Source organism: Pseudomonas sp. BNK-44-b, from assembly GCF_047456245.1.
Lineage (GTDB): Bacteria > Pseudomonadota > Gammaproteobacteria > Pseudomonadales > Pseudomonadaceae > Aquipseudomonas > Aquipseudomonas machongensis.
Genome location: NZ_CP179908.1, coordinates 1,111,115 through 1,134,924, shown reverse-complemented (window position 1 = coordinate 1,134,924; position 23,810 = coordinate 1,111,115). Strand labels below are relative to the sequence as shown.

Genomic DNA, 23,810 nt, shown 5'->3' with positions numbered 1-23,810 from the left:
GCAGTGGTCATGCATGAGTTCCTTTCGTTGTGGAACTGCCACCGCTCGCGGCCAAGCAAGTTGAGGTGGCAGCAGTACGCGGGTTGGCCGACCGGGACGAAAGGAGCCCGGCACACCCGAAGGTGTCCCGCGCACCACTGCCATGACTCGACATCACGGGCACAAAAAAAGCGCCTGCGATGACGATTTGGCGCTGATGCGCCTTTCGATTCCGACCGGCCAAGGTCGTATCGCCGATGCTTCGGCGACTGGGGGAATTTATCTGGGTGTGGGGGATGGTGCAAGTTGGGAATGGTGAGGAGGGAAAGAATCGTCGCTCCAATCAAGTCAGGGCAGATGATGGCGTTTGGCCTTGCTTCGAGATAAGCTCGAGCTTCAGATCATTCAAGGAAGACTATGAACAAGTTCATTGCTGTGGTTGGAATGTGCCTTATGCTGGGTGCTTGCGCTACTTCCCATTACACCGCAGGCCGCGACTTTCCCTCGGCGAGTGTAGCGAGCATTACCAAAGGCAAGACCACGACTACTGAGCTGAAAGCGCTTTTCGGTGAGCCTTACATGAAGAGTGCCGTGAGCGAAACCGACGAGAAGTGGATCTATACCTACACAAGTGGCTCTGCCCATGCCCAGAGCTACGTGGTGACAATGAACGTCACCACCACAGGCACACAGAAGACACTCGATGTCTTGATCCGGAATGATGTAGTCATCAACTACACATTCAGCGAAGGCCCCGCTCCTGGCAGCAGTACAGCCACCTATTGATGAGGAAGGCACCGGATTGGACAGAACGTATGCCTATGTTGATGAGTCAGGAAACCCTGACCTAGACACATCAAAGGCTGGTAGCTCTGGCTTTTTCGTAGTTTGCTCCATTCTCGTGGCGGAGGAAGACCTCCAAGCGGCCTACAAACATGCCGAGGAGCTTCGCCACCAGCATTTCCAGACAGGCGAAATCAAGTCTAATAAGGTACGAGCCAAGGACGCTGAGCGACGTGCTCGTATCTTGGCCGACCTGGCAAAGCTTCCGATCAAACTCTATTTCTTGGTCGTTGATAAGGAGCGCATTTACAAAGACGGAGGGCTGCAATTCAAGACCTCATTCGTAAAGCATATCAACGGATTGCTATACGGGCGGCTTTTCAGGAACTGCCGTAATCTACAGATGGTCGTGGATGAGCATGGTGGAGTTGAGTTTCAGGAGAGTCTGAAGGCATACGTCCAGGATCGCTACGTAGATGACCTCTTCGGAGACGACCAAGCGTTCCAGACGAAATCCAGCAAAGACGATGTCCTGATTCAGGTCGCTGATTTCTTCGCGGGTTCGATAGCCCAAATCTACGAAAAGAAGACTGTTGGTGATATGGCTGAGGTCTACAAAAAGATACTCCGCGAGCAAACCCTAGGCCTTCTGGAATGGCCTCCAAAATTCAATTCGTTACTAGCTCCAGCGATGGATGAGTCCAGCTACGCGGACTACCAGGTACATCAGGAAGCTCTCCGCCAGGCAGGCCTCTTCATAGAGAAGGCCGGCCAGTACCCGGACGAGGATGAACGTCTGCAGATCAGCATTCTGGACTACCTTAGATTCCAGAGCGAGTTCGTCACGAAGGACTACATTCCTACAGCCGAAATTCTGGCTCATCTGGGTGAAAGAGGCTTTGGCGACCTGTCGGAACAGCGGGTGCGGTCAAGTGGTATTGCGAAACTTCGGGACGCTGATGTCATCATCACGAGTACATCTAAAGGCTATAAAATCCCCCAGACAAGAGCTGACATCAATGACTTCATGGAAATGGCGTCTGGTGTAGTAGTGCCGTATCCGATCCATAAACCCCACCTGCCCACCAGTGGCGTAGAGGTTTACCGTGGCATCTCTGGCGAGCAATTCCGTGGCAGCAGAGCTTCGTAGTCCGCTACGGACGAGGCGTGCGGCAAACGTTCCAGTACGTGGCGCAGCCACGTATACGGCTCTTGGCCATTGATCTTGGCGGTCTCGACCAAGCTATAGATCTTCGCGCTGGCACTGGCGCCGTTAACGGTATCGCTGAATAGCCAAGCCTTGCGTCCGATCACAAACGGCTTGATCGCTCTTTCGGCGGCATTGTTGTCGATCGGCAAGTAACTCGCTTCGACATAACGCTCCAGCCGACTCCAGTGGTTCGCCAGATAATGCACTGCCTTGCCTAATGCGCTCTGCGGCGTCACATGCGATTGGGTTTTGTCCAGCCAGCTTTTCAGTTGCGCCAGGATCGGCAGACTTTTCTCCTGTCGACCGGTAAACCGCTGTTCATCGCTGACATCCTTAAGCTCGCGCTCGATCCCGTAAAGCTTGTTGATCATCGTCAGCGCGATATCGGCACGTCCGGTTTTACCCTTGGGCTGAACTTTTTGAGCGTCCACGAACTTGCGTCGCGCATGAGCCATGCACGCCAAACGTTCCACGCCCGGCTGCAGCGCCAAGGCGTTGTAGCCGGCGTAATCGTTGGTCATGACATACCCGCGATAGCTTTCCAGCAGGCGCAGCGGCACGTCCTGCGCTCGACTGGAGGTGTAATCAAACAACACGACTTTGCGATCCGGTGGGCCGCTGGCCTGCACCCACATCCAGGACTGACTGGTAGGGTCTCGATCCGGTTCTTTCAACACCTGGACGCGGGTTTCATCGCAGTGGATCACCGGACTTTCCAGTAACCGATCACGCATCAGGTTCAGCAGTGGCTGAAAATGTTCGCTGCACTGGATCACCCAGCGAGCCAAAGTCTGTCGCGGGATCTCGATGCCGTGGCGGCTAAGTACCGTTTCAAACCGATGCAGCGGTAAACCGTCGACATACTTGGTGGTCAGCAGCATGGCCAGCACGCTGGGGCTGGCCATGCTTTTCTCGATCAGTTGAGCGGGCTTGTCAGCCGTGACCGGCGCTGCTTCGCAGCCCCGGCATGCGTAGACCCTGCGGATATGTTTGATGACGCGGATCTGCATCGGCACAATATCCAACTGTTCGCTCGTTTCTTCCCCGATGGCATGTTTGCGGCAACCGCAGGCACAAGTCAGTTCGTGCTCGGGCAGTTCGTGGATGACTTCGATACGCGGCAGATCGGCTGACAACGGCTTGCGTTTGCCCCGCCGTGCTGTCGGTACAACGACTTCCTCATCAGCGTCACCGACTGACGGCATCGGCTCGCTTTCAGGTTCGTTGAACAAGGCCAATTGCGGCGTATTGGGCTCCGCGGTTTGCTCGGACTTGCGCCCAAACAGGCGGTCGCGCAACAGTTTGATCTGTTCTTTCAGGTCGACGATGTGGGTCTGGTAAGCCTGAGCCGATTCCTGCTGGCGATTGAGCGCCTCAAGCAGCAGTTGCTTGAGTAAGACAGGATCATCAGGAAGGTCATCGGGCAGAGAAATCATGGCCCGGATTATACCGGGTCATGCGACGTAGCGCGGCGTCAAAACTTGATGAGGACGATTGCGCCAGAGATCAAAACCGTCGAGCAGCCAGTTGAGTTCCTGGGCGGTCAGAATGATCGGCTCGTCGGTGGCATCCGGCGATGTTTTGAAACGCTCGGACTCAAGGCGCTTGAGCCAAAGGCAGAAGCCGTTGCGTTCCCAATACAAGATCTTCACGCGGTTGCGAGATTTGTTGAGAAAGACGAAAAGCACCGGATCGAATACCGCCACTTTTATGTCCAGCTCGACCAACGCTGCGAGGCCGTCTATGGATTTTCGGAAGTCCACGGGCTTGGGGTAGAGGTACACTTTTCCACGTTGGTATCGGGTCGCATCATGGTGTGCGGGCTCCAGAAAGAGATCGGGAGCACAGCATCGGAGATCAGATGAGCGCTTTGAATGTGGGGTTCATGGAGCGCTTACAGAGCAAATGATGGGGTCGTACGGTGTTTACATCGAGAGGTTGACCAAGAAGGTCGAAGCGCGTCTGCAGGATATCGAAGCGATCTACAACCTCGACTTGGGCGTCGAATTCGAACTCGCCCTTTGCGCCTTGCTGGAGGATGTGTTACCTGCAAAGTATGGGGTTAGCTTGGATGAGTTTTGCGCGCTTTAAATGTCGGAACCCTGCATGCGAACCCGTTCGTACCGCAGCCAAGAACAGCTCTACGTCGAATGGCTTACCGCACACAGGCGGCCTACGCTCTGCGATGGTTAATGCTGGCCACACAATGGGAGAAGTGGAATGACGAAGGACGCCGAACACCCCCTCACTGAGCTGATCTCCATCGCAGCCAAGGCTGGAATTGGATTGCTCCCCGGAGGAGGTTTGCTGACAGCGGGCTATGAAGGGTTGCAGCTGCTTAGTAACCAAGCGGCTGCGCAGATGGAGCGCCGGGCTGAAAAACGTTACCAGGAATTTATCCAAAGCGTCTTCGCTGGGGAGGTTACTCCAGAGGTCACGGAGCACCTGACAGCAGATGACTACACCGCTTTGCTGTCAGGTTGCATGGCAGATATGGAAAACGAGAAGGCCAAGTACTATGGGCGCCTGGCTGCAGCCATTGGTCGTGGCGAGGTACGAGGGAAGAGCAGACGTTTCCTGATCATTACGCTCAGTCAGGTTTCGGAGGAGCAACTGCAGATGCTCCGCAGATCCTATGTCGCGATCCGCTTTGACCTGAAACCGAGCCGAGGTAACGGTCATGTTGATCCTGTTGATATACTGCACCTGAGTGACCCGGTACAAAAGCATGAATACGATGAGCTGGCTTCAAGGTTGATGTACGTTGATAAAAAACTGACTGAACTAGCTGAGGAATTGGTTCGGGCATGTTTTACAACTGAAGAGCTCAAACCATCCGCCATTGGATATGTTGCCTGGTTCCCAAAGCTTGTGGATATTATCTTCGACTCAAACCAATTCACTTTGGTTGAGTCGTTAATAAACGGTTTTTGGTTGGAGGCAATTCGCACCTCAAACCGTTCAGTTGCCGTAATTGATCGTCCTGCAATTGCGAATTTTGCCTCTCCGCACGTCATGGTGGTGGGATCGGAGGCTGCACCTGAATATCTGATAGCGCTCAAGGCACGCCTAAAAAATAATGATGTGTTGTTTGTATGCTTGCATGACCATGTGTTGCACATACAAGCCCATTATCCAGACAGCACCATTATTAATGCCGAAGGGTGGAGTATTCCTCAAATCACTGAAGCAGTGGTGGATCATGTGAAAACGACCAATGGCCTGTTAGAAGTCGGATAGCGAGGGCGCAGATGCTGAATCGCGGGCGTTGAGAAATAGATAATGCGAGGCGGGGAGGTATGCAGCTGTTAAGGGATTGCAGTTGGCATCCACCGCCCTATCCAATATCGGCCAAAAAGCAGCTCTTGATGCGACTGCGCTCTGCCGTTAGGAGCCCATCCTGACGGGCTTCTAGGGTCGATAGCGGACGTTTATGGGTTACCCCTCACTCCGCTAGATACCTGCATGAGACACTTCGACCTCAGCAGACCTAATCCTGCCGTGCGGCGTAACCCACTTGCAATAGACACGCTCAGTGCGAATCGAGTAGTTTCTTAGAGATCTTAGATTAATCGTTATGGACAATTTGATTCCGGAAAAGGAGTGAAGAAATTAGAAATTGGTATATCTATATTTTAAAGCTTGAGCTGAACTCATGGTACGTGGGTACAGCTAAAGGGTTGAGATCAAGGCTGCGAAGCCATGGTAAAAAAAGCCCTTACTCTACATTAAATAACAATGGCGCCATCAAATATACAGAGCGCGGCCTCACGGGAAAGAGAAAAGCAACTCATTTACATGCGGTCTTTAGATCAATTGGCGACTGTTACTGGGTGACAGAAATTGAAAATACCATCACTGTAGCCATGGGACAAAAGTATGGCTTCGATAAAGTTAGGGGCGGATCTATAATTCACCCTTGGAATCAAAGGCTAAGCGACATTAAAATGGAAGACCTAATTCGACGATTTAGTTGCAGTGATATTAGGCTTAAATACAAGCTAAACGAAATAAATTTAACTCAAGAAAAGCCATTTATCTTCCCGCTTACTCGGCGAAGGAATACATAGCAAGGCATTCAAGCACGCTCGCCGTACGCGCTTTCAGCGCGCCAGCCCAGTCCCAGTGAGACTGTCCGCCTTTGGCCGTTTGCCGCCCTGAACGAAGGGCAGCTTCGGGCCATTTCCTGCCGGTCAAGACGTAGGCGTGCGCTGGATACATCCGATGCAAATGGCTGATCAAGTCGAATGCAAACAGGTGGTCAAATCAGTGCAATTACGCTGCTAAGAAACCGTTCATAGAAATCCTGGGTTAGCTGGACGGCTTGATCATACTGAAAATGCTGTCAACTCTACGCACCTCAACGGCGCGTATCCGAGCCCACTGAGCAAGGCTCTGCTCCAGCGTATTCATTCGCAGCCAACCTTGAAGCGTAAGAACGTCGGTGGGTTCCAATGCAAAGGGAGCAATTGGACGAGGAGTGCCGGAACCATCTCAGGGCGCGGAGCGCACAGTATATCGTCACACGTAAGAAAATGAACTAACCGCTCACGACGCTGGCGGGGATACACCGAGGCACCGTCAATGCTGCCGTTTAACAACGGACGGGTATTTTCTAATAAACTCATATCAAGAGCTTATTGGAGTCGCCGCAATGCCCAAAGCATACGCCTACGTCAGATGGTCAACCGCCGAGCAAGGGGAGGAAGGCCGGGACAGTCACGACCGCCAGACCAACCCGCTCGGAGCCTTTACGAAGACCACAGGCATCCCCGTAGTAGAAACCATCATCGACAAGGGAGTCTGTGACTTCAAGGGTGCCAATGCCCGTATAGGCCAGCTAAAAGGTTTGTTGGAAAGGATCGAAAGCGGCGAGATCGACCGTGGTGAAACGATTCAGTTGAACTCATCCAGTCGACTCTAAAACAAGGCATTAGCCTACACACCGTCATCGATCAAAAGATCTAGCCTAACAACCGGTTCAAATCTTTCGCTACACTCACTGACACCGGCTAAAACCTTCCTGAAATTAGTACACACCGCATAGTTTAGAAGTGAGCCACTATGAACGTAGAAGATATTTTTGAAATAGCATTCGAAAATGCCGTAGAGAAGCACGGGGGATCTTCATGTGAATATATTTCCGACTGCCTAGAGCAATCCGGCTACATCGCAACATTCCACTACTACAGAAATGAAGATAATAAATCATGCGTAAAATTCTTGCTGCAGAATTTTAATCGAGATGATGTTTTTTTTGATAACTTTTACGCAACAAGAAAGTCAAAAGACGAAAAAAGGCAAGACACCATTGATTATTTAAAGAAAGAATGGGGCATAGGTCTTCCAACTTCGTATGAAGACATGAATGAATTGGATGGCATGGCAGGACTATCAAAATACATATCTAATTCATACTTAAGAAATACAGACCCCGATGAAATAGAATATCTATTTCTAGCAGTAATTCACCCTTTAATAGATTATATAAAAACCAGCCTAACTTACTTGAAAGATGGGAAAGAATTTTTCTCTGATTACGAAAAAATAGTAGGCATCTTCCTTAATATATACTTCATGTCCGAAGGCTTTAAAGTGATTCGGCAAGTGTCAGATGCTACGAGCCAGCACAGAAGAGACTTTCATGTACGTATAAAGGATACGGACAGCCGTCTTTTCAACAAGTTAATTGACGATACTGGATGTAAGTCAATAATCGTAGAATGCAAGAACTCGAAAAAATTAGAGCAATTGATGATCGCAGTAAATCAAATCAACCGATACTCAAACTCAGCTCGCTTCGGAAAATTCGGCCTTATATTTGTCAGGAGTAAAGGCAATCCATTTAAACTGACCGACTACGTACACAGCCCTTGCACCAATTTGATATTTGACGACCAGGACATACTAAATATACTGAATGACATTGAATCGGCACTTAATAGATTTAAACGCCACAAAGACAAAAACACTTTAAGTAGAGATATAAGTGCTTGCTCTGACATATATGATCGTTACCAAGAGCTTTGTGAAAAAGCTCATTAGCACTCTTTAAGAACAATTACTCCTGAATTAGTGAAAGAAAGCTTTATCTCACAGGCAGCAAGCCTCCGAGTTTCTAGTTTCCCGAGCTCTTGATTAATTATCTTTTTTTAATCACGCTCAGCTTTGCCATATGTACCGAGCTGATGATGGCCACTGCGGTTTTTGTCCACTTGAACGGCTTAGCTGAATGCTCGTTATGAGCACTGATGAACTGGCGGATCACACTGGTGAGACACCTCGATACAGCGCGCGTCTCTCCAGCTGTGAAAACCAGCCTTCCACCGCGTTTAGCCAGGACGCACTGGTCGGCGTGAAGTGCAGCTTAAAGCGTGGGTGTTTTTCCAGCCAGGCCTTGATCGCTGAGGTTTTGTGGGTCGAACTGTTGTCCAGGATCACATGGAGATCCAGCTCGGCAGGCGTGTTGTTATCAATCTGGCGGAGGAAATCCAGGAGCTCCTTGGCCCGATGCCGCTGGTTAATCCGGCCCATGACTTCACCGGTCATGATGTCGAACGCGGCGTTTAGGCTCGCCGTGCCATGGCGCTTGTAATCATGGGTTCGCCGCTCGATCTGTCCAGGCCGACGTTGCAGCATTTGCTGAGTACGATCCAGTGCCTGGATCTGAGTTTTCTCGTCAACCGACAGCATTATGGCGTTGTCCGGAGGGCGCAGATAGAGCCCGACCACATCAATGACCTTCTCAGCGAAATGCGGATCGTTTCTGATCTTGAATGTCTTCAGACGGTGCTGTTTGAGATCGGACGCAGCCCAGATCTGCCGGACTTGCCAGGTGGTGACGCAAGCGTACTTGGCCATCAACCGGACGCTCCAGTGCGTGGCTGCCTTGGGAACCCGACGTGTGGTCGGGATCAGGATTTCTTTGATTTTCTCAGCGCCCAGCTTCAAAGGCTGGCCGCCGCGCGGCAGGTCGTTCAGGCCCTCGATGCCCGCCTCCAGATAACGCTTTCGCCACTTGGACACGGTCGGTGTCATGATCTGTAACTGCCTACAGATGGCTATGGGCGTCACCCCGTCATTGAGCAAAAGCAGTATCCGAGCCCACTGAGCAAGCCTCTGCTCCAACGCACTCATTCGCAGCCAACCTTGAAGCGTAAGAACGTCGGTGGGTTGCAATGCAAAGGGGGCGATTGGACGAGGAATGCCGGAACCATCTCAGTGCGAAGAGCGCACAGTATATCGTCACACGTAAGACAATGAACTAACCGTTCACTACACCAGGCTGAAACTATAACTAATGGAGATAAATTAATAGAAAGCTGACGCCTCTGAAGCCAGTTACACAAGGCAGCTTGCAGTTGCAAGTTCAAATTCTTTGCACATCAAATTTTCCCTATAGAAAGCATCTTGCTAACAAAAATAGCCAACAGAATAAGGGTAACCAAAGAAAAAACCAAAAGAATCACTTTATCTCTCTTTGACATCTCCAAGTTTAATACCTGAAAGAAAGCGCGATTAATCCCCAACCAATAAACAACACCACCGATGCTCATTAAGGACAACCCGAGACCCCATCCATACCTAGCATAATATATAATGCATGACGCTAGAGAGACAAGCCCCATCCCGACGAAGAAATTTGTACACTTAATAACTCGTTCAAGAACATAAGTCCTAATTTTTCCTTTTGGAACCATGCCTATTATTAGGGCTACTAACATACACGAGGCTCCAATCACAGCGCCCCATGAAATCAATATTTCCGAGGCATTAGCCTCTACAAAACTTTCGAATTTTAAAAAAATGAACAACCAGCCTAAACCTATTCCGATAAGGAACGGCTTGAAGCTCACCAGAACGTATTTGTCTAAAAATTTTGACTTCATGACCATCCCTAGCTTTATTTGAATTTTCAGCATTATACCCATGATGATGGCATACCGGCAGCACATCGCCCTCATTGCGCAGGGCCTAGTGAATGGTTCCTAGTCTCGTATACGCACCCTGCTAACGCCCTGGGGGTCACTAGCTCCCGGTGGTGGACTGAATCGCCCCTGGTTTCGTAGACACCTCCAAGCCTCATAATGAGGCCCAAATAGGAGGTGCCATGAGTCGTCAGCGTCACCCTGAAGAATTCAAGATCGAAGCGGTCAAGCAAGTGACCGAAAAAGGCAAACCTGTCGCCGAGGTCGCCCAGCGCCTGGGCATGTCCGTGCACAGCCTTTACGCCTGGATCAAGGTCTACAGCAAACCCCAAGAGCAGCGTCAGCAAGACAATGATCAGCAGGCTGAACTGCGCAAGCTACGCGCTGAACTCAAGCGGGTGACAGAAGAGCGAGACATCTTAAAGAAGGCCGCCGCGTACTTTGCCAAGGAGTGCGGCTGAAGTACTCCTTCATCAACAAGCACTCGACGGATTACCCAGTGCGTCGCCTTTGCCAAACCCTCAAGGTGCATCCCAGCGGCTACTACGCTTGGTTGGCCGAGCCTCAATCTGCCCGAGCCAAAGAAGATCAGCGCCTGCTTGGCTTGATCAAGCAGGCCTGGTTAGGAAGCGGCGGCGTGTATGGCTATCGCAAGATTCACGATGACCTGCGAGAGCTAGGAGAGATCTGTGGGCGAAATCGAGTCGGTCGCTTGATGCAGGCAGAGGGGCTGCGTTCGCAAACGGGCTATCGCCGTCGTCCTGGGTTTTATGGCGGAAAACCAACAGTGGCATCGCCCAACCATCTGGCCCGGCAGTTCAAGGTCTGTGAGCCGAATAAGGTCTGGGTGACCGATATCACCTACATCCGCACCTATGAAGGGTGGCTGTACCTGGCGGTAGTGCTGGATCTGTTCTCTCGCCAAGTCATTGGTTGGTCAATGAAGCCCAGGATGAGCAGCGACCTGGCCATCGACGCCATGCTGATGGCCGTGTGGCGAAGCAAGCCACAGCAGCAAGTGATGATTCACTCAGACAGTAAGAATGTACTGGCCAGTGTTTCCATATGGTCTGACTCGCACAGCGATAGACCGATGATGGATGATCTGGTCGTGGAGTGTCCCGGGTGGACTGACCCACACTCCGATCGACCCTTGTGTCTTTCCCTGGACCTGTCGACCATCCGGGAACACTGCACGTCAAGGTGACCGCCTTGCCGATACGTGTGACCCAAGAAGGGCCTGACGCCACGTCACTTTACTGTCTTGTCCAGGTGTCCGGTTGGTGCGGTTTAGTTCGTGCTCGAGAACCGGAGCGGCCAGCCATGCGTAACGTTAAAGTCAGCTGTGTTTCCAGACAGGTCGTAGGCGGTGTAGATACCCATAAAGATCTGCACGTCGCAGCAATCGTAGATGAACAGGATCGTATCCTGGCCAGTGAGAGCTTTGCGACTACTCGTCAGGGCTACAAACAAATGCTGACGTGGATGCGCTCCTTTGGTGAGGTGGTGCGAGTGGGCATCGAGTGCACAGGTACGTACGGCGCTGGTCTATTACGCTACTTGGAACAGGCTGGAGTCGCCGTCCTTGAAGTGACTGCGCCTGATAGAAGTGATAGGCGCAAGCGGGGCAAGGATGACACCCTTGATGCTGGAAATGCCGCACATGCGGCCTTCGCTGGTATTCGTACAGTTACCCCAAAAAGACGAGACGGCATGGTCGAATCGTTACGTGTGCTCAAAGTGTGTCGCAAGACTGCCATACAGGCGCGGCGCATTACCTTGCAACTGATCCAGAACACTGTCGTTAGTGCGCCTGATGAGCTACGTGAGTCATTACGCACGTTGACCCGCATGCAACTGATCAGAACGCTGGCAGCATGGCGTCCAGATCTATCAAGCTATCGTCAAGTCGCGTCCGCCTACCGGATTGCCCTGAAGTCGCTGGGGCGGCGTTATCTCGAACTGCATGACGAAATAGCGGACTTGGATGTGATGATTGCAGCTTTGGTTGACGATCTTGCGCCAGAGTTGGTTTCCCGAAATGCCATTGGTTACGAGTCCGCTGCCCAACTGCTACTGACAGCAGGCGACAACAGCGATCGTTTCCGCTCTGAGTCCAGCTTCGCGGCTTTATGTGGGGTTAGCCCAGTCCAGGCCTCTTCAGGGAAGGTCACCCGACATCGCCTCAATCGAGGTGGTGATCGTGCCGCGAACAGTGCGCTGCATATCATCGCAATTGGACGGCTTCGGACAGATGCCCGAACCCAGGCTTATGTCAGTCGACGTCTCGCAGAGGGACATTCGAAGCTGGAAGCTATCCGCTGCCTAAAGCGCTACATCGCACGGGAGGTCTACGGCATCATCCAGAGGCGAAATAGCATCATCAACCAAAGCGCAGTATCCACTTGACACTTAGAAGGGCGTCCAAGGCAGTCAGTTCAGTAGCTCAGATTGGCAAAGCTTCCTGAAGGCCAACAATGTGATCAGCAGCATGAGCCGACGGGGAAACTGCCACGACAATGCCGTAGCCGAGAGCTTTTTCCAGCTTTTGAAACGGGAGCGAATCCGACGGAAGATCTACGCAACGCGTGACGAAGCCCGAAGTGATATTTTCGATTACATCGAGATGTTCTATAACCCCAAGCGTCGACACAGCAGTGCAATGCAGCTGTCTCCAGTAGAGTATGAGAAACGCTATTTCCTGAGCTTGGAGAGTGTCTAGGAAACCAGGGGCGATTCAGGTCATAGCTAGTACTTTCCTTATCTACTATCTTGCCCCTTCCCCCGGCCAACCTGAACAAGGCAACGCTTGGGTCAACGCCTAATGAAGGGGATGGATCAAATCCCGCAATCGATACGGTCAGTGTCTCTGAGCACAAATCGTCGAATAGGCGCATCGATTGCAGTGCTTGCCTCGGCTCGCTTTACGCTCACCAGCACGCAATGCCGCGATCGCCTTAAACACACTGGTACTGCTCGCTCTTGCAGACGGAACTGCGTCTTCAGAAAGGCCCGTGACGAGCGAATGAATAGACATTCGGTTGCAGCGTCTGCCTCCCAGGTTCTCCAGGATGGGTCGAACATTTCGCGCTACGGTACTCAGGCCTACCCCCGTGCGCAGCCAGATCACATCACCACTCGCATCACGAAGCATCCAAGGCATGGTTATGGCCTGGCCATTCACGCTGGCAGTCGTTTCGGGAACGTAAGACGCGCTGCCCGGCTGCCATGCAGCACCTCGACTGAAGGCGATCCAGGCATGCTCAATCAGCATTTTGTCCTCCTCCCATGTCGGCAACGGCTTCTCGCCCCACGCTTGCAGGAAGGCATCATCGGTCTTCATTCCATCGCGGTAGACGTACTCAAGCCCTGCCAGCACTGCTCGACGAGCCCGAATTGAGACATCCAACTCCTGCTCGATCGGAAGGCCCAATTCGTGGGCATAGTGATATTGCAGGGAGCAGGTCATGAATCCATTAAGGGCGGCGTAGGTCATCGCCACGGGTGGTGTCATGGATACGCGCGAGACAGGCGCCGCTACTGGAGCAGAGGCTCGCGCGACACTGGCAGGGATGGCTGAAGGATCACACAAGGGGTCGGGAATCGTCGCTGCGTCAGTGCCGCCGTAGACCTTCAACCGATCTTTCGCCCTGGACAGGCCAACGTACAACAGATTGTTCCGCTCGATTGCCTCACCTTGGAGCCGCAGGGCTTGCGTGCTGTGCAACGCTTCAGGGGGCAGCAGCAACGCCTGGCGCTCATCAAAACGTGGCGGTGCCTCTGCGCCAAACTTGCTCTTTTCCACGTTGGCCATGTGCACGACGTCGAACTCAAGCCCTTTGCTGCCATGGACGGTCATGAGCCTCACAGCGTCGATCGCAGCCGCCTCGGGTGGAAGCGCGCGCTCCGTCGAGCGTTGCCCGATGTAGCGCCGAAAATCTTCTCTGACCAAAAACTTCGATAACGTCGCCTGGCTACCTACGCCATCGCTGTTGCGAACCCCGTAGAGGAATTGCCACAACGCCAGGCGATTGATCTGCGCCGCAGCAGACTGGTCAGCCAGCGACTCCAACCCAAAGCCTTTTTCAAACAGGAGGTCACAGACAAACACCCAAGGGCGAGAGCTTCGCGTTGCACCTTCCAACAAATCACTCAACTCCTGGACAACCTGCCGCCCTTGCGCCGAGAGGCCTGCAGTGGGACGGCTCAGCCAACGACCACGCTGGTGGTTGAAACCGAGCTTAGACTGGTTCGTCAGCGTCTCGATGTCTGCCGCCGGCATCCTCAAGTTTGCACGCCCGAACAAGCCGAGGAGCGCTCCAGGCGAACGCTGCGTCAGCAGTTGCATCAGGCACATGAATTCTTTGACTTCAGCCCTCTGATTCAGCTCACCCAGGTGCAACACAGGAATGCCAGCCGCCTCGATGTCTTGAGCTAGCTTGTCTACTTGGGCATTCGTTGAGCTGATGATGCCTTGACTGCCGTACGAGTGCCCTGCCGCTCGACACTGAGTAATCTCGCCGACGATGACGCTGCTCTGAGCATCTCTTTGGGTGTGGAATAAAGCTGGCATGACCCCGCTCACGGAGCGAGAAGGTGATACAGGATCCAGGGGCACGAATGGCTGCAACACATGGTAGGTTCCAGCCCGCTCAACCAGACGAAGAATCTCTGGAGAGCTGCGCCGATTGATGTCCAAGCTGTACCGCCTGATAGAGGCGGCCTGTCCTCTAGCAACGTACGCCTCGTCAAACTTGAGCAAACTTTGGATCGACGCACCACGCCAGTGATGAATAGCCTGACGAATATCACCGACCACCCACAGGTAACGTTGCGGCGATCCGATCTTTTTGACGAACTCGATCATCACATGATTGACGTCCTGGTACTCATCTACCAAGACGTGATCGTACTGTTCTAGGAAGGCAGCCAGGGACGAACGATCATCACGAGCCTGTACAGTGGGTCGAACCAGAAGGTCTGCATAGTCCACCCACCCTTCCCGCCGTAGTACGGCTTCGTAGGCCCTGTAGAGGGTCACTATGTCGTTCCGCTCTCGCTCGACATCGGGCTCAACCGCCGGCAATGCTCGAACAATCGCAGCGTATTCGTCCGGGGTGACCAATTCTTCTTTGAGACGATGGATGATCCTCAACACATCAGGCAACCAGTCATACGGGTTGCTCAACCTGAAGAAATATTCGAGCTGCAGGGTGGGCAGTTCTTCGACCATCATCCTGACTTGCTGCAGCGCGTCAGCAATCTTGATCTGAGGTGTCAGACCGAAGAGAAGGTGGTGCTTTCGCAGGAGCTCAAGTCCGAACGAATGGAAGGTGCCAGCCCATACCTGTGAAGCATTCGGAACATTGGCTGCCGTCAGCCGCTCGACAAGCTCCTGGGCGGCGCGGTTAGTAAAGGTCATCACCAAAATTCTATTGGCGGGCACCCCACTGGCAATCAAATGGGCCACTCGGTGTACCAACGTCGTGGTCTTGCCGGTACCTGGGCCCGCAACCACGTTGACGAACTTCTCTGGAGCCTCAGCCGCAAGACGCTGGGCATCGCTTGGGGGATGTGCGGGAGCCGGAGGAACTGGAGGGACATCGGGTAGCAGCAGCGCGTCAGCCAATTGCTGCCTTACGACTTCTAGCGGCAACAGAAAGTGCGTCGCTATCAATCGAGAACGCCATCCTGCTGACCACAATGCCCTGGCCGCCGTCCTGGGGAGCAACAGCTCTCGCGCAAAGACGTTTGCTTGGAGCTCATTGCGCTCCCATGCACCATACCCCTCCACCACCGCACTTCCGGGACTAGTGCTGCTGGGGTTGCTAGTAGCAGTGGTGGTATCAGCTTCATCGTCGGGGTCGGCGATGAAAGACACGGTAGAGGTACCCGGAGCAGGTTGGGGTGAGTCGAGATACCAATGGCCCAGTTCGTGAGCCAACAGGTAAGCCTTCGCCTCCTGTCGAACGTCATCACGAATCAGGATCGTGCGCATCGACCGCTGCAGGAGCGCATCTGCCCCGCCCAGCGCATAGTCATCGGGTGACACCCACTCGATCGCAATGCCTAACGTCGCTTCAGCAACGTCAATCAGTTGCTGGCTGGTTGGATACTGTTCACCGCACGCAGCGATGATTTTCGCCCGTGCATTGATAGCCTGAATTCGTGCACGGTCGAAAGGATTCATATCAGTCCCCTAAGGCCAACAGTTGCGCCTCTTCGTCATGAGGTAAGTGGAGCGCCCTTACCGCCTCTTCCCAAGAAACAGGCTCTGTTAGCATCCTCGGCTGGCCATTGGGCGCTTTAAAGGAAGGTGCCGCTAGCTGACGGAAATTCAGACTCACCGCTTCATTCATCGCTTCTGGCGAAACCTGGAAAAACTCGGCGACATTTCTCATCAAGACGCCAGGAGCACGAACTATCCCAACCAGCACCTCGTTGACCAATCTGCGCTTGCCGGGCAGGCCCAGGTGATTGGCCAGCCCATTGGCTTTAGGGCCTACAAGACCTGCAATCGCGGCTTGAGCACGTACCACCTCAGCTGGATCAGCGATTACTCGGGCAGCAGTAGTAGAGACTGCCTGAGCAGTGCCGGAGGCTGCCTGGGCAGTGGCAGAGGCTGCCTGGGCAGTGGCAGAGAGGGATGAAGCAACCGTCTGGGCTTGTGGGCAATGAGAAAGCTCCTCAGCCAATAGCCCACCCACGATTTGAGAAGCAGACCGTCCGTATTCTTTCGCGGTCAACTTGAGCTCCAGACTGAGCTTGCGATCGAGTCGGGCCATCCATTGTTCGGACTGGCCATCATAGCTCGCCACCTTCTGCTCATAGCTGTCGAGCACCTTTCTCCCGCTACGTTCTTCGATCGCATCCTCAAAACGCTCGTAGCCACTCTCGACCATCTCTCGAACGAGCACAGAGAATTTCTTGCCCTGCTCCTCCGCAACGGCCTTAAGCGCTTCATGCATAGCTACCGGCACATATACACCTACCGTCTGCAATGTGCCCTTGGTGCTGGACACGGGTGCAGATCGCGGCGCCTGCGATGCACGAGGCAAAGCGGGTTCGTAATGACTGCGCATAGACACCTCCTGTGGCGACGCTTGGGTTTGTAGACCTTCGGGAATCATGGGCCTGGGTTCGTCCTGCCCTGGCTCAACTTGCTGCAGTTGCTGTTGCTCCTGGTGCTGCTCCAGTAGTTTCGGGTGTTTCGGTGCATCTTGAAGGGATGATGTTCCTGAGCGATCCATGGTCGGCGGTACCACCATGTTGGCAGTCAGGTCGGCCATGACCTGCTTGGCCAGAAGATCTGGAGTCGCTGCCTGCACCTCTAGGGTCTGTCCCTCCGGCATCGCAACCGTACACTGACAAACGCCGCCTACCATCTGAAAATCCGCCGTCGCAGACACCCATCCCAGGTAATCCGACCACGCCCTAAGCGGAGCGTTGAGGGCTGGAGACGGCAAATTGACATTACGTTTCATGGTAGACTCGGGGCATCTGGACGGAAGCAGTGGCGCGCCCAAAGGCGCTTGTATATCATCTTTATATCACTCGCGACGGTAGGGACACAATTGATCGACGCTCATTTTTCCAAGGCTATCCGAGGTTCAGTGAGCCAATGGATGCACGATAACTCGCTCGAATCCTGCCTCGCAGCGCTCGACAATCCAGTGCAGCTTGGCGCCCACCTGTTACCCCAGGTCATCGCTGCTCTCACGGCTGTCGACGTCGACCTGCACGACGTCCAGCGCAGTGCTTGGACGAATCCGTTGATCCATCTGCGCGCTGTTTTTGACATTCACGATCTGCCAGAAACACCAACTGCGTTCATCCCCGTGCCTGACATTGCCACCACCGTCGCCGCCAGGGCCAGCGCAGTGGTCTGCCTCGCCGCGCTCAATTCGGACACCATTTCCTATGGCTCCGAGAATGACGGCCACCTGTTCGTGAACCTGGTGGTGCTTCCGGGCGACGGTGACTTTGCTGACAAATCAAAGAGCAAAATGCGCGGCCACACCGACGGTGTGTCGTTCCCGGTTCGAGGACAGCCGCATGAGTTTGACCAGCGCGTAGCACCTTCCCCTGACTTCGTTTGCCTGAGCGGTCTTCGTAATCCCAACAGCACTGCCACCACGGTCATGCCCCTCTCAGCTGTCCTGCAGAAGCTGACGAGCGAGGAGATCGAAGAGCTGACGAAGCCTCAGTACATCCTCCGCCCCCAAAAAACTTTCAAACTTGGGCTGCGCAAGCTCTTGGGCAAGGACAGCCCTCTGCTGGAGGTAATGGTGGACATCCAGCTGCTGTTCGAAACCCAGGATGGACACTGGATTCGCTACAGCCACAGTGCGGCAGATACCGATTTTGACTCTGAGCTTGCGAGCCAAGCGATCAAGAGTTTCGAGCAGGCCTGCCAGGAATGCTCCGCGTCGGTGATCATTGCACCTGGCGATATCCTGCTCGTGAACAATCGCGTGGGACTGCATGGACGCGGTGTCGTGGGCGGCGAGGCAGGTGGCGACTCACGGTGGCTGCTGCGTACCTATGGGCTGGATACGCGGGAGTTGCGGGCTGAACAGCGCTATCCCGACAGTACCTTCAAGCTCTACCCATAAATTAGGAGTGGAATGCTGTGTGTGGCATCCCGCTCCATTTCCTAGCGCTGGCCGGTTTTTTCACTCAGTAAGATCAGGTCATGGCGACAGACTGACCATACGAGTTTCGTTCGTCGTTGTAAGCGGTGCATAGCACGTGGATCACGCTTTGAGTATCTTCTACAGTCCAATCTGAATTTGGTCGCCACGTGGAGTCATAGAGACCCATCAAGGTATCCTCCTGCCATCCAAACTCGGAAAACACTACCGCACCGGTAGGAAACTTCACGTACTCATCCACAAACAGTCCATGCTCAGTCATATGGCCTTCCAGCCCTGGAGCACCCTCAAAGTCTGGCATCCTGAAAATTGGCCAACCCATCTTGGCAAAACAAGCGTTCCAGAGTTCACCAGACACTACGGCATCACCTCCTCGCTCGAAGTACTGAGGAGCAACGCTATGGTTGCCACCAGGAATCATCAATCGATCACAGAGCATGAAAGCAAAAGTAGGCCCTTGGGCAAACTGAGACTTCTTGAAGGCACCCCTCGCCTTTTTCATCAACGTATTAATCACTAACAACAAAGAACGCGGGTCGTATGACCCATCATCAAACGGTGGCTTAAACGGAGCAATCTCCCTTTCTGCCATTGCTACCTTATTACCTTGCAGAAGTTGGTCTTCGATTTCGATATTCTGATTCATCGCATCTTCATGCATCTGATCTGATCGAAGCGGAGCCTGTACGAGATCCAAAGACTTCAGTTCAACATAGAATGCTTTCCCATCCGGTAGAACGCAAACGAAGTCAGGCATCGAGTCCTGCTTGGCCACGATCCGCTTAGTATTGAAGTGCTTGCTGAGCTTTGAATATACAAGAGCCTCGCCGTAGTATTCAAACACCTGCCTCAAGCCTTGGCTATCAGACACATCCTTCACACGACCGAAGGACAACTTCAGCTCTTGAACAAGGGCCTTCAGCTCATCATCCGCATACGACTCTTCCTCCAGCCTTTTCAGATGATCCCAAGAAATAGATCTCAGGCTGTGATCTTCCGAAAGCCCATGAAACTGGTGGCACCAGTAGAGATACTTATCGTTTACGGGAAAGACCGTTTTATGGGTGCGATTATAAATTTCTCTTATCTCAGTCGCTTGCTCAGGTGTGAGAGTTGTTTGGGACGCGCCCGTTAGAAGACTGAGTAGCGCGCTTAGATCTGGCTTGAGAGAAGGTAAATACTGTTCTACCACTCGGGTTATGGCATCGAGGCTTTCAGATGTAAGCGCGCCCAAGTAGGTGGTGCGTTCCTCTCGCGACAGGGTGCGCTGGTTCTTCAGGGCAGATCTAAGAGCCAGTGAAAGAGCTGACACGCCTTCAGGTTGAGGGTACGGGGCTTGGTGGGGCTGTGGGGTTTGGCGAGCTTCTGACGGGGGTGGGCTGGGCTCTGTGGAGGCTGGCTTTGGCACCAAGGATTTCAGATTCTGCTCTGGTGGCAGGGCCGGAGGATTGCTGGGTGATTCCATTCGGGGTAGCTCCTTGTAGGGGTCTCTGGGCTTAGTACTTAGTACATAGTTTGTGGAGATCGGGTCAAGGCCCAGGGAGACATGCTCGGTTGGCAACCTGAGTTGATGAGAGGATTGGTTGTTTTTTGGGCGTTTCGGGGGATAAGGAGCTGCGTGGGGCTGTGGGGAAGGTCTAGATAGTATGAAAATTTACCGGTTGTAATACCGTGGCATGCAGCAGTCCGGCGGGCGGCGCATCAAGCGCAGCCTGTTCATTGACGCCACCGGCGTGCGCTTTCTCACCCTCGAAGAAGAACAGCGCCTGGGCGGCGTGCGCCTGCTCGGCGACTACCTGGCCACCAAGCGCAAGGAGCTGCACGACTGGAACGAAGCCCAGGGCCTGGTCGCCGAACTCTCGGCCAACCGCCGCAAGCTGACCAACATCGGCACCTTCCGCGCATTCGCCCTGGCCTACCTGAAGAACCACCCCGACGTGCACCCGAACATGACCTGCATGGTCCGCCAGATGCAGACCAGCGCCGAGGGTGTGCCGCTGGAGATCTACTGCTTCACCCGCACCACGGTGTGGGCCGAGTACGAACGGATCCAAGGGGATATCTTCGATTATTTGCTGGCGGTATTGCCGGAGTTTGGCTTGAGTCTGTATCAGCAGCCTAGCGGTAGTGATATGCGCTCGGGGCTGGCGGCGCGGGTTGAGCGGATGAGCGAGGCCTGAAAGCGCTGACTTTGTGAGAGCGGCGGTTCGGCGCCCCGACTTGCCCCGCGAAAGGGCCGCAAAGCGGCCCTCTGCAATGAAAAGCCGCATCCAATAACCAATGGAAGCTCAAACTCTTGGGTTTCTACCTAAAAGCCGCATAGCAGCTCGCGCCTCCCTGCCAGTACCTCGCTTGCGCAACGCGTAGCTGCACTTATCGGTTGCCCCTTTTAAACCGCAAATGATCTGCGTGCTGAGCGATCATGTGCCGAACCATTTGAGCAAGCCCTATGTCAACGACAGAGCCGCGTACAGATAGGGGCGCGCTGGCCTACAGTGCAGGAAGTGCTTTGGACTGATGGGCATCAGACGGCTGCTTTATCAGCCCTGCGCGCGACCAGTAACTGCCCATCGCGCTCCCCCCTTGTTTTTAGAGACTGCGTCCATGGAACACTCAAGCTGCGCCGCTTCGCACGACCGTGCCCTTGACTGGCTGAACTTCTTCCTGGCTGACGTGCGTGACGGACTCGGGCCCTACCTCGCCATCTACCTGCTTGCCGTGCACCAGTGGCAGCCGGCGAGCATTGGCCTGGTGATGAGCCTGGCAGGCATCGCTGCACTGGTGGCGCAAACTCCGGCTGGAGCCTTGATTGACCGCACGACAGCCAAACACGCGGTGGTCGTGACCGCCGCCGTGCTGGTGACCGGCAGCTGCCTGCTGCTGCCGTGGATTTCGTCGTTCGCCGGGGTGGCCTTGACCCAGACGATCGGTGCCATAGCAGGCTCGCTGTTCGCTCCGGCGATTGCTGCCATCTCGCTGGGCATCACAGGCCCCAAGGCCTTTACGCGAAGGGTGGGTCGCAACGAGACGTTCAACCATGCGGGCAATGCCTGCTCAGCATTGCTGGCCGGTGGCTTGGCGTATCTGTTCGGCCCGGTGGTGGTGTTCTATCTCATGGCGGTCATGACCGTAGCCAGCATCGGGGCGATGTGGCGTGTGCCAGCAGCCGCCATCGACCACCAGGTGGCTCGCGGCCTTGTCCATGGTCCGGGTTGTGCTGAAAACCTTGCCAGGTTCAGGGTCCTCCTGCACAACCGCACGCTCTTGGTATTCGCTGTGTGCTGCGCGTTGTTCCACTTGGCCAACGCGGCGATGCTGCCGCTGGTGAGCCAGAAGCTATCGCAAGTCGACCTGCGCTTGGCCACTCCACTCACATCCGCCTGCATCGTCGCAGCGCAGTTGGTGATGGTGCCGATGGCGCTGCTCGTGGGGGCAAAGGCCGAGACCTGGGGGCGCAGGCCGTTCCTTCTGGCCGGCTTTTTCATCCTACCGCTGCGCGGAGCCCTGTACGTGGCGTCCGACAATCCATTCTGGCTGGTTGGCGTGCAATTGCTCGATGGAATCGGCGCAGGCATCTTCGGAGCATTGTTCCCGATCGTGATCAAGGACTTGACCGAAGGCACCGGGCGCTTCAATTTCAGCCTTGGCGCGCTGACGGCGGTGTTCGGACTGGGCGCTGCGCTCAGCCCTGGGATTGCCGGGCTGGTTGTTCAAGCAGCCGGCTGACGATGCGGCATTCCTGACCTTGGCCGGCATTGCCGCGGTCGCCTTCGCAATAGTGCTGATGGCGCTGCCGGAGACTCATCCGGGCGTCGCGCCATCGCCCCTGCCTACCCCTGCCGGAAACTAGACGCCTCATGCCTTACAGCGAAAACGCCTCGATCATCTGGACGGTAGCCGCTCTGGCAACCTGCGGAGTCATCCTGCGCCCCTGGCGGATCCCGGAATACGTCTGGGCCATGGGCGGTGCGCTGCTACTGACAGGCCTAGGCCTGATCACACCGCGCAGCGCTCTGGCGGCAGTGGCCGAAGGCGGCGACGTGTACCTCTTCCTGATCGGCATGATGGTACTGGCCGAGCTTGCACGCCAGGAGGGGCTGTTCGACTGGCTGGCCCGCTACGCGGTCCGCCACGCCCGAGGTTCGGGGCAAAGGCTGTTCGACCTGGTATTTCTGGTGGGTACGCTGGTCACCGTGTTCCTGTCCAACGATGCAACGGCGGTGGTGTTGACTCCTGCGGTGTATGCGGCGTGCAAGGCTGCCAAGGCCGAGCCTTTGCCCTACCTGTTGATCTGCGCCTTCATCGCCAACGCCGCCAGTTTCGTGCTGCCGATTTCCAATCCGGCCAACCTGGTAGTCTTCGGCAGCCAGATGCCCCCGCTACTGGAGTGGCTGAGGCAGTTCAGTTTGCCATCGCTTGCGGCAATCGCTGTGACCTATCTGGTGCTGCGCCTGACCCAACGCCGGCAGATCCGCCAACCGCTGACCCTGAATGTGGATAACCAGCCGCTGTCTCCGGGCGCCCGTCTATGCGCAGTGGGCATCGTGCTCACCGCAATCCTGCTGCTGGGAGCCTCAGCGCTGGACCGGGCACTAGGCCTGCCGACCTTCTGTGCAGGCGTGGCAACCACAGCACTGATCCACTTACGCCAGCGGCGCAGCCCGATGCCGGTGCTACGCCATGTAGCGTGGGGTGTGCTGCCGTTGGTGGCGGGCTTGTTCATACTGGTCGAAGCTGTCGCCCAGACCGGCCTGATAGTGCAGCTTGCCCAGGGGCTGGCTGCTCTGGCCGCAGACTCGACGATCGGGGCGAGTTGGGTGGGAGGCGTGGGCGTGGCCATCGCCAGCAACCTGATGAACAACTTGCCGACTGGACTGATGGCCGGGTCCATGGGGTCGCTGGTGGCCCTGCCGCAGCCGGTGACCGCTGCGCTGCTGATCGGCGTCGACCTGGGGCCGAACCTGTCGATTACCGGATCACTGGCCACCCTTTTGTGGTTGGTGGCGATCCGTCGCGAAGGGGCGCATGTCAGCGCCTGGAACTTTTTACGCCTAGGGGTGCTGGTGATGCCGCCTGCACTTGCAGCAGCACTGCTGGCGCTATAGCGTCGGGCCCCGTGCAAGGGCAACTTGATGGCGGCGAGCGGTCCCAGACGATTTTTTGGGGGAATACAGCACATCCACGAAGGTCAACTTTCTACCTGTAGATGCCATTGGTGGGGAGAAAGTAAAACATTCTTAATCGCTGATTAATCAC

Annotated in this window: 14 protein-coding genes and 5 pseudogenes; 12 read left to right on the top strand and 7 right to left on the bottom strand. The window is 54.7% G+C overall.

Annotation, left to right across the window (positions count from 1 at the left end; translation table 11 throughout):
• The first annotated feature begins 396 nt into the window (after positions 1-396).
• Both ACMGGG_RS05450 and ACMGGG_RS05445 read left to right on the top strand, forming a co-directional pair.
• Positions 397-765 (top strand): hypothetical protein, encoded by a 369-nt coding sequence (locus tag ACMGGG_RS05450; RefSeq protein ID WP_414155018.1) that lies wholly within the window; start codon positions 397-399, stop codon positions 763-765.
• Positions 766-781: 16 nt separating this feature from the next.
• Positions 782-1,912 (top strand): DUF3800 domain-containing protein, encoded by a 1,131-nt coding sequence (locus ACMGGG_RS05445; protein WP_414155017.1) that lies wholly within the window; start codon positions 782-784, stop codon positions 1,910-1,912.
• On the opposite strand, the gene tnpC is transcribed toward ACMGGG_RS05445, so the two are convergent.
• Entirely contained in the window at positions 1,864-3,408 is a 1,545-nt protein-coding gene (gene tnpC, locus ACMGGG_RS05440) for an IS66 family transposase (RefSeq protein WP_414155016.1), read from the bottom strand. The two genes, ACMGGG_RS05445 and tnpC, sit on opposite strands and share 49 nt — an antisense overlap.
• 18 nt (positions 3,409-3,426) lie before the next feature.
• A complete protein-coding gene (tnpB, locus tag ACMGGG_RS05435; RefSeq protein WP_414155015.1) occupies positions 3,427-3,756 on the bottom strand; it encodes an IS66 family insertion sequence element accessory protein TnpB in 330 nt (109 codons plus the stop codon).
• Positions 3,757-4,192: 436 nt separating this feature from the next.
• Here tnpB and ACMGGG_RS05430 point away from each other — a divergent pair, with 436 nt between their 5' ends.
• The 3 genes from ACMGGG_RS05430 (at position 4,193) to ACMGGG_RS05420 (ending at position 8,017) form a co-directional block, all read left to right on the top strand.
• Positions 4,193-5,212, top strand: a complete 1,020-nt coding sequence (locus tag ACMGGG_RS05430) for a hypothetical protein (protein ID WP_414155014.1) — start codon at positions 4,193-4,195, stop codon at positions 5,210-5,212.
• Between the two features lie 1,414 nt (positions 5,213-6,626).
• A complete protein-coding gene (locus ACMGGG_RS05425; protein ID WP_414155013.1) occupies positions 6,627-6,896 on the top strand; it encodes a recombinase family protein in 270 nt (89 codons plus the stop codon).
• 140 nt (positions 6,897-7,036) lie between these two features.
• A complete protein-coding gene (locus tag ACMGGG_RS05420; protein ID WP_414155012.1) occupies positions 7,037-8,017 on the top strand; it encodes a hypothetical protein in 981 nt (326 codons plus the stop codon).
• A 97-nt stretch (positions 8,018-8,114) separates the two neighbouring features.
• Here ACMGGG_RS05420 and ACMGGG_RS05415 read toward each other — a convergent pair.
• Both ACMGGG_RS05415 and ACMGGG_RS05410 read right to left on the bottom strand, forming a co-directional pair.
• A pseudogene (locus tag ACMGGG_RS05415) lies at positions 8,115-9,178 on the bottom strand (IS630 family transposase).
• A gap of 179 nt (positions 9,179-9,357) precedes the next feature.
• Positions 9,358-9,903, bottom strand: coding sequence for a hypothetical protein (locus ACMGGG_RS05410; protein WP_414155011.1), 546 nt, complete (start codon positions 9,901-9,903; stop codon positions 9,358-9,360).
• 179 nt (positions 9,904-10,082) lie between these two features.
• Here ACMGGG_RS05410 and ACMGGG_RS05405 point away from each other — a divergent pair.
• The 3 genes and pseudogenes from ACMGGG_RS05405 to ACMGGG_RS05395 all read left to right on the top strand — a co-directional run.
• Positions 10,083-10,957: pseudogene (locus tag ACMGGG_RS05405) on the top strand (IS3 family transposase); the annotation flags it as partial.
• A gap of 266 nt (positions 10,958-11,223) precedes the next feature.
• A complete protein-coding gene (locus ACMGGG_RS05400; protein WP_414155010.1) occupies positions 11,224-12,309 on the top strand; it encodes an IS110 family transposase in 1,086 nt (361 codons plus the stop codon).
• A gap of 16 nt (positions 12,310-12,325) precedes the next feature.
• Positions 12,326-12,622 (top strand): annotated as a pseudogene (locus ACMGGG_RS05395) (IS3 family transposase); the annotation flags it as partial.
• A 138-nt stretch (positions 12,623-12,760) separates the two neighbouring features.
• On the opposite strand, the gene ACMGGG_RS05390 reads toward ACMGGG_RS05395, so the two are convergent.
• Positions 12,761-16,090 (bottom strand): UvrD-helicase domain-containing protein, encoded by a 3,330-nt coding sequence (locus ACMGGG_RS05390; protein WP_414155009.1) that lies wholly within the window; start codon positions 16,088-16,090, stop codon positions 12,761-12,763.
• A 1-nt stretch (position 16,091) separates the two neighbouring features.
• Positions 16,092-17,384: a hypothetical protein gene (locus tag ACMGGG_RS05385; RefSeq protein ID WP_414155008.1), complete on the bottom strand. Its 1,293-nt coding sequence runs from the start codon at positions 17,382-17,384 to the stop codon at positions 16,092-16,094.
• Positions 17,385-17,525: 141 nt separating this feature from the next.
• Between ACMGGG_RS05385 and ACMGGG_RS05380 the strand changes: the two genes are divergently transcribed.
• Positions 17,526-18,515 (top strand): taurine catabolism dioxygenase TauD, encoded by a 990-nt coding sequence (locus ACMGGG_RS05380; protein ID WP_414155007.1) that lies wholly within the window; start codon positions 17,526-17,528, stop codon positions 18,513-18,515.
• 73 nt (positions 18,516-18,588) lie between these two features.
• On the opposite strand, the gene ACMGGG_RS05375 is transcribed toward ACMGGG_RS05380, so the two are convergent.
• Entirely contained in the window at positions 18,589-20,019 is a 1,431-nt protein-coding gene (locus ACMGGG_RS05375; protein WP_414155006.1) for a hypothetical protein, read from the bottom strand.
• Positions 20,020-20,221: 202 nt separating this feature from the next.
• On the opposite strand from ACMGGG_RS05375, the pseudogene ACMGGG_RS05370 reads away from it, so the two are divergent.
• From ACMGGG_RS05370 to ACMGGG_RS05360, 3 genes and pseudogenes are all read left to right on the top strand, one after another.
• A pseudogene (locus tag ACMGGG_RS05370) lies at positions 20,222-20,734 on the top strand (mechanosensitive ion channel family protein); the annotation flags it as partial.
• A 424-nt stretch (positions 20,735-21,158) separates the two neighbouring features.
• A pseudogene (locus tag ACMGGG_RS05365) lies at positions 21,159-22,404 on the top strand (MFS transporter).
• 7 nt (positions 22,405-22,411) lie between these two features.
• A complete protein-coding gene (locus ACMGGG_RS05360; protein WP_063543738.1) occupies positions 22,412-23,659 on the top strand; it encodes an arsenic transporter in 1,248 nt (415 codons plus the stop codon).
• The last annotated feature ends 151 nt before the right edge of the window (positions 23,660-23,810 follow it).

Coding starts and splice junctions, on each gene's coding strand:
- ACMGGG_RS05420 (WP_414155012.1), top strand. CDS start 7,037: ATGAACGTAGAAGATATTTTTGAAATAGCATTCGAAAATGCCGTAGAG.
- ACMGGG_RS05450 (WP_414155018.1), top strand. CDS start 397: ATGAACAAGTTCATTGCTGTGGTTGGAATGTGCCTTATGCTGGGTGCT.
- tnpC (WP_414155016.1), bottom strand. CDS start 3,408: ATGATTTCTCTGCCCGATGACCTTCCTGATGATCCTGTCTTACTCAAG.
- ACMGGG_RS05375 (WP_414155006.1), bottom strand. CDS start 20,019: ATGGAATCACCCAGCAATCCTCCGGCCCTGCCACCAGAGCAGAATCTG.
- ACMGGG_RS05390 (WP_414155009.1), bottom strand. CDS start 16,090: ATGAATCCTTTCGACCGTGCACGAATTCAGGCTATCAATGCACGGGCG.
- ACMGGG_RS05425 (WP_414155013.1), top strand. CDS start 6,627: ATGCCCAAAGCATACGCCTACGTCAGATGGTCAACCGCCGAGCAAGGG.
- ACMGGG_RS05385 (WP_414155008.1), bottom strand. CDS start 17,384: ATGAAACGTAATGTCAATTTGCCGTCTCCAGCCCTCAACGCTCCGCTT.
- ACMGGG_RS05430 (WP_414155014.1), top strand. CDS start 4,193: ATGACGAAGGACGCCGAACACCCCCTCACTGAGCTGATCTCCATCGCA.
- ACMGGG_RS05360 (WP_063543738.1), top strand. CDS start 22,412: ATGCCTTACAGCGAAAACGCCTCGATCATCTGGACGGTAGCCGCTCTG.
- ACMGGG_RS05380 (WP_414155007.1), top strand. CDS start 17,526: ATGCACGATAACTCGCTCGAATCCTGCCTCGCAGCGCTCGACAATCCA.
- ACMGGG_RS05410 (WP_414155011.1), bottom strand. CDS start 9,903: ATGGGTATAATGCTGAAAATTCAAATAAAGCTAGGGATGGTCATGAAG.
- ACMGGG_RS05400 (WP_414155010.1), top strand. CDS start 11,224: ATGCGTAACGTTAAAGTCAGCTGTGTTTCCAGACAGGTCGTAGGCGGT.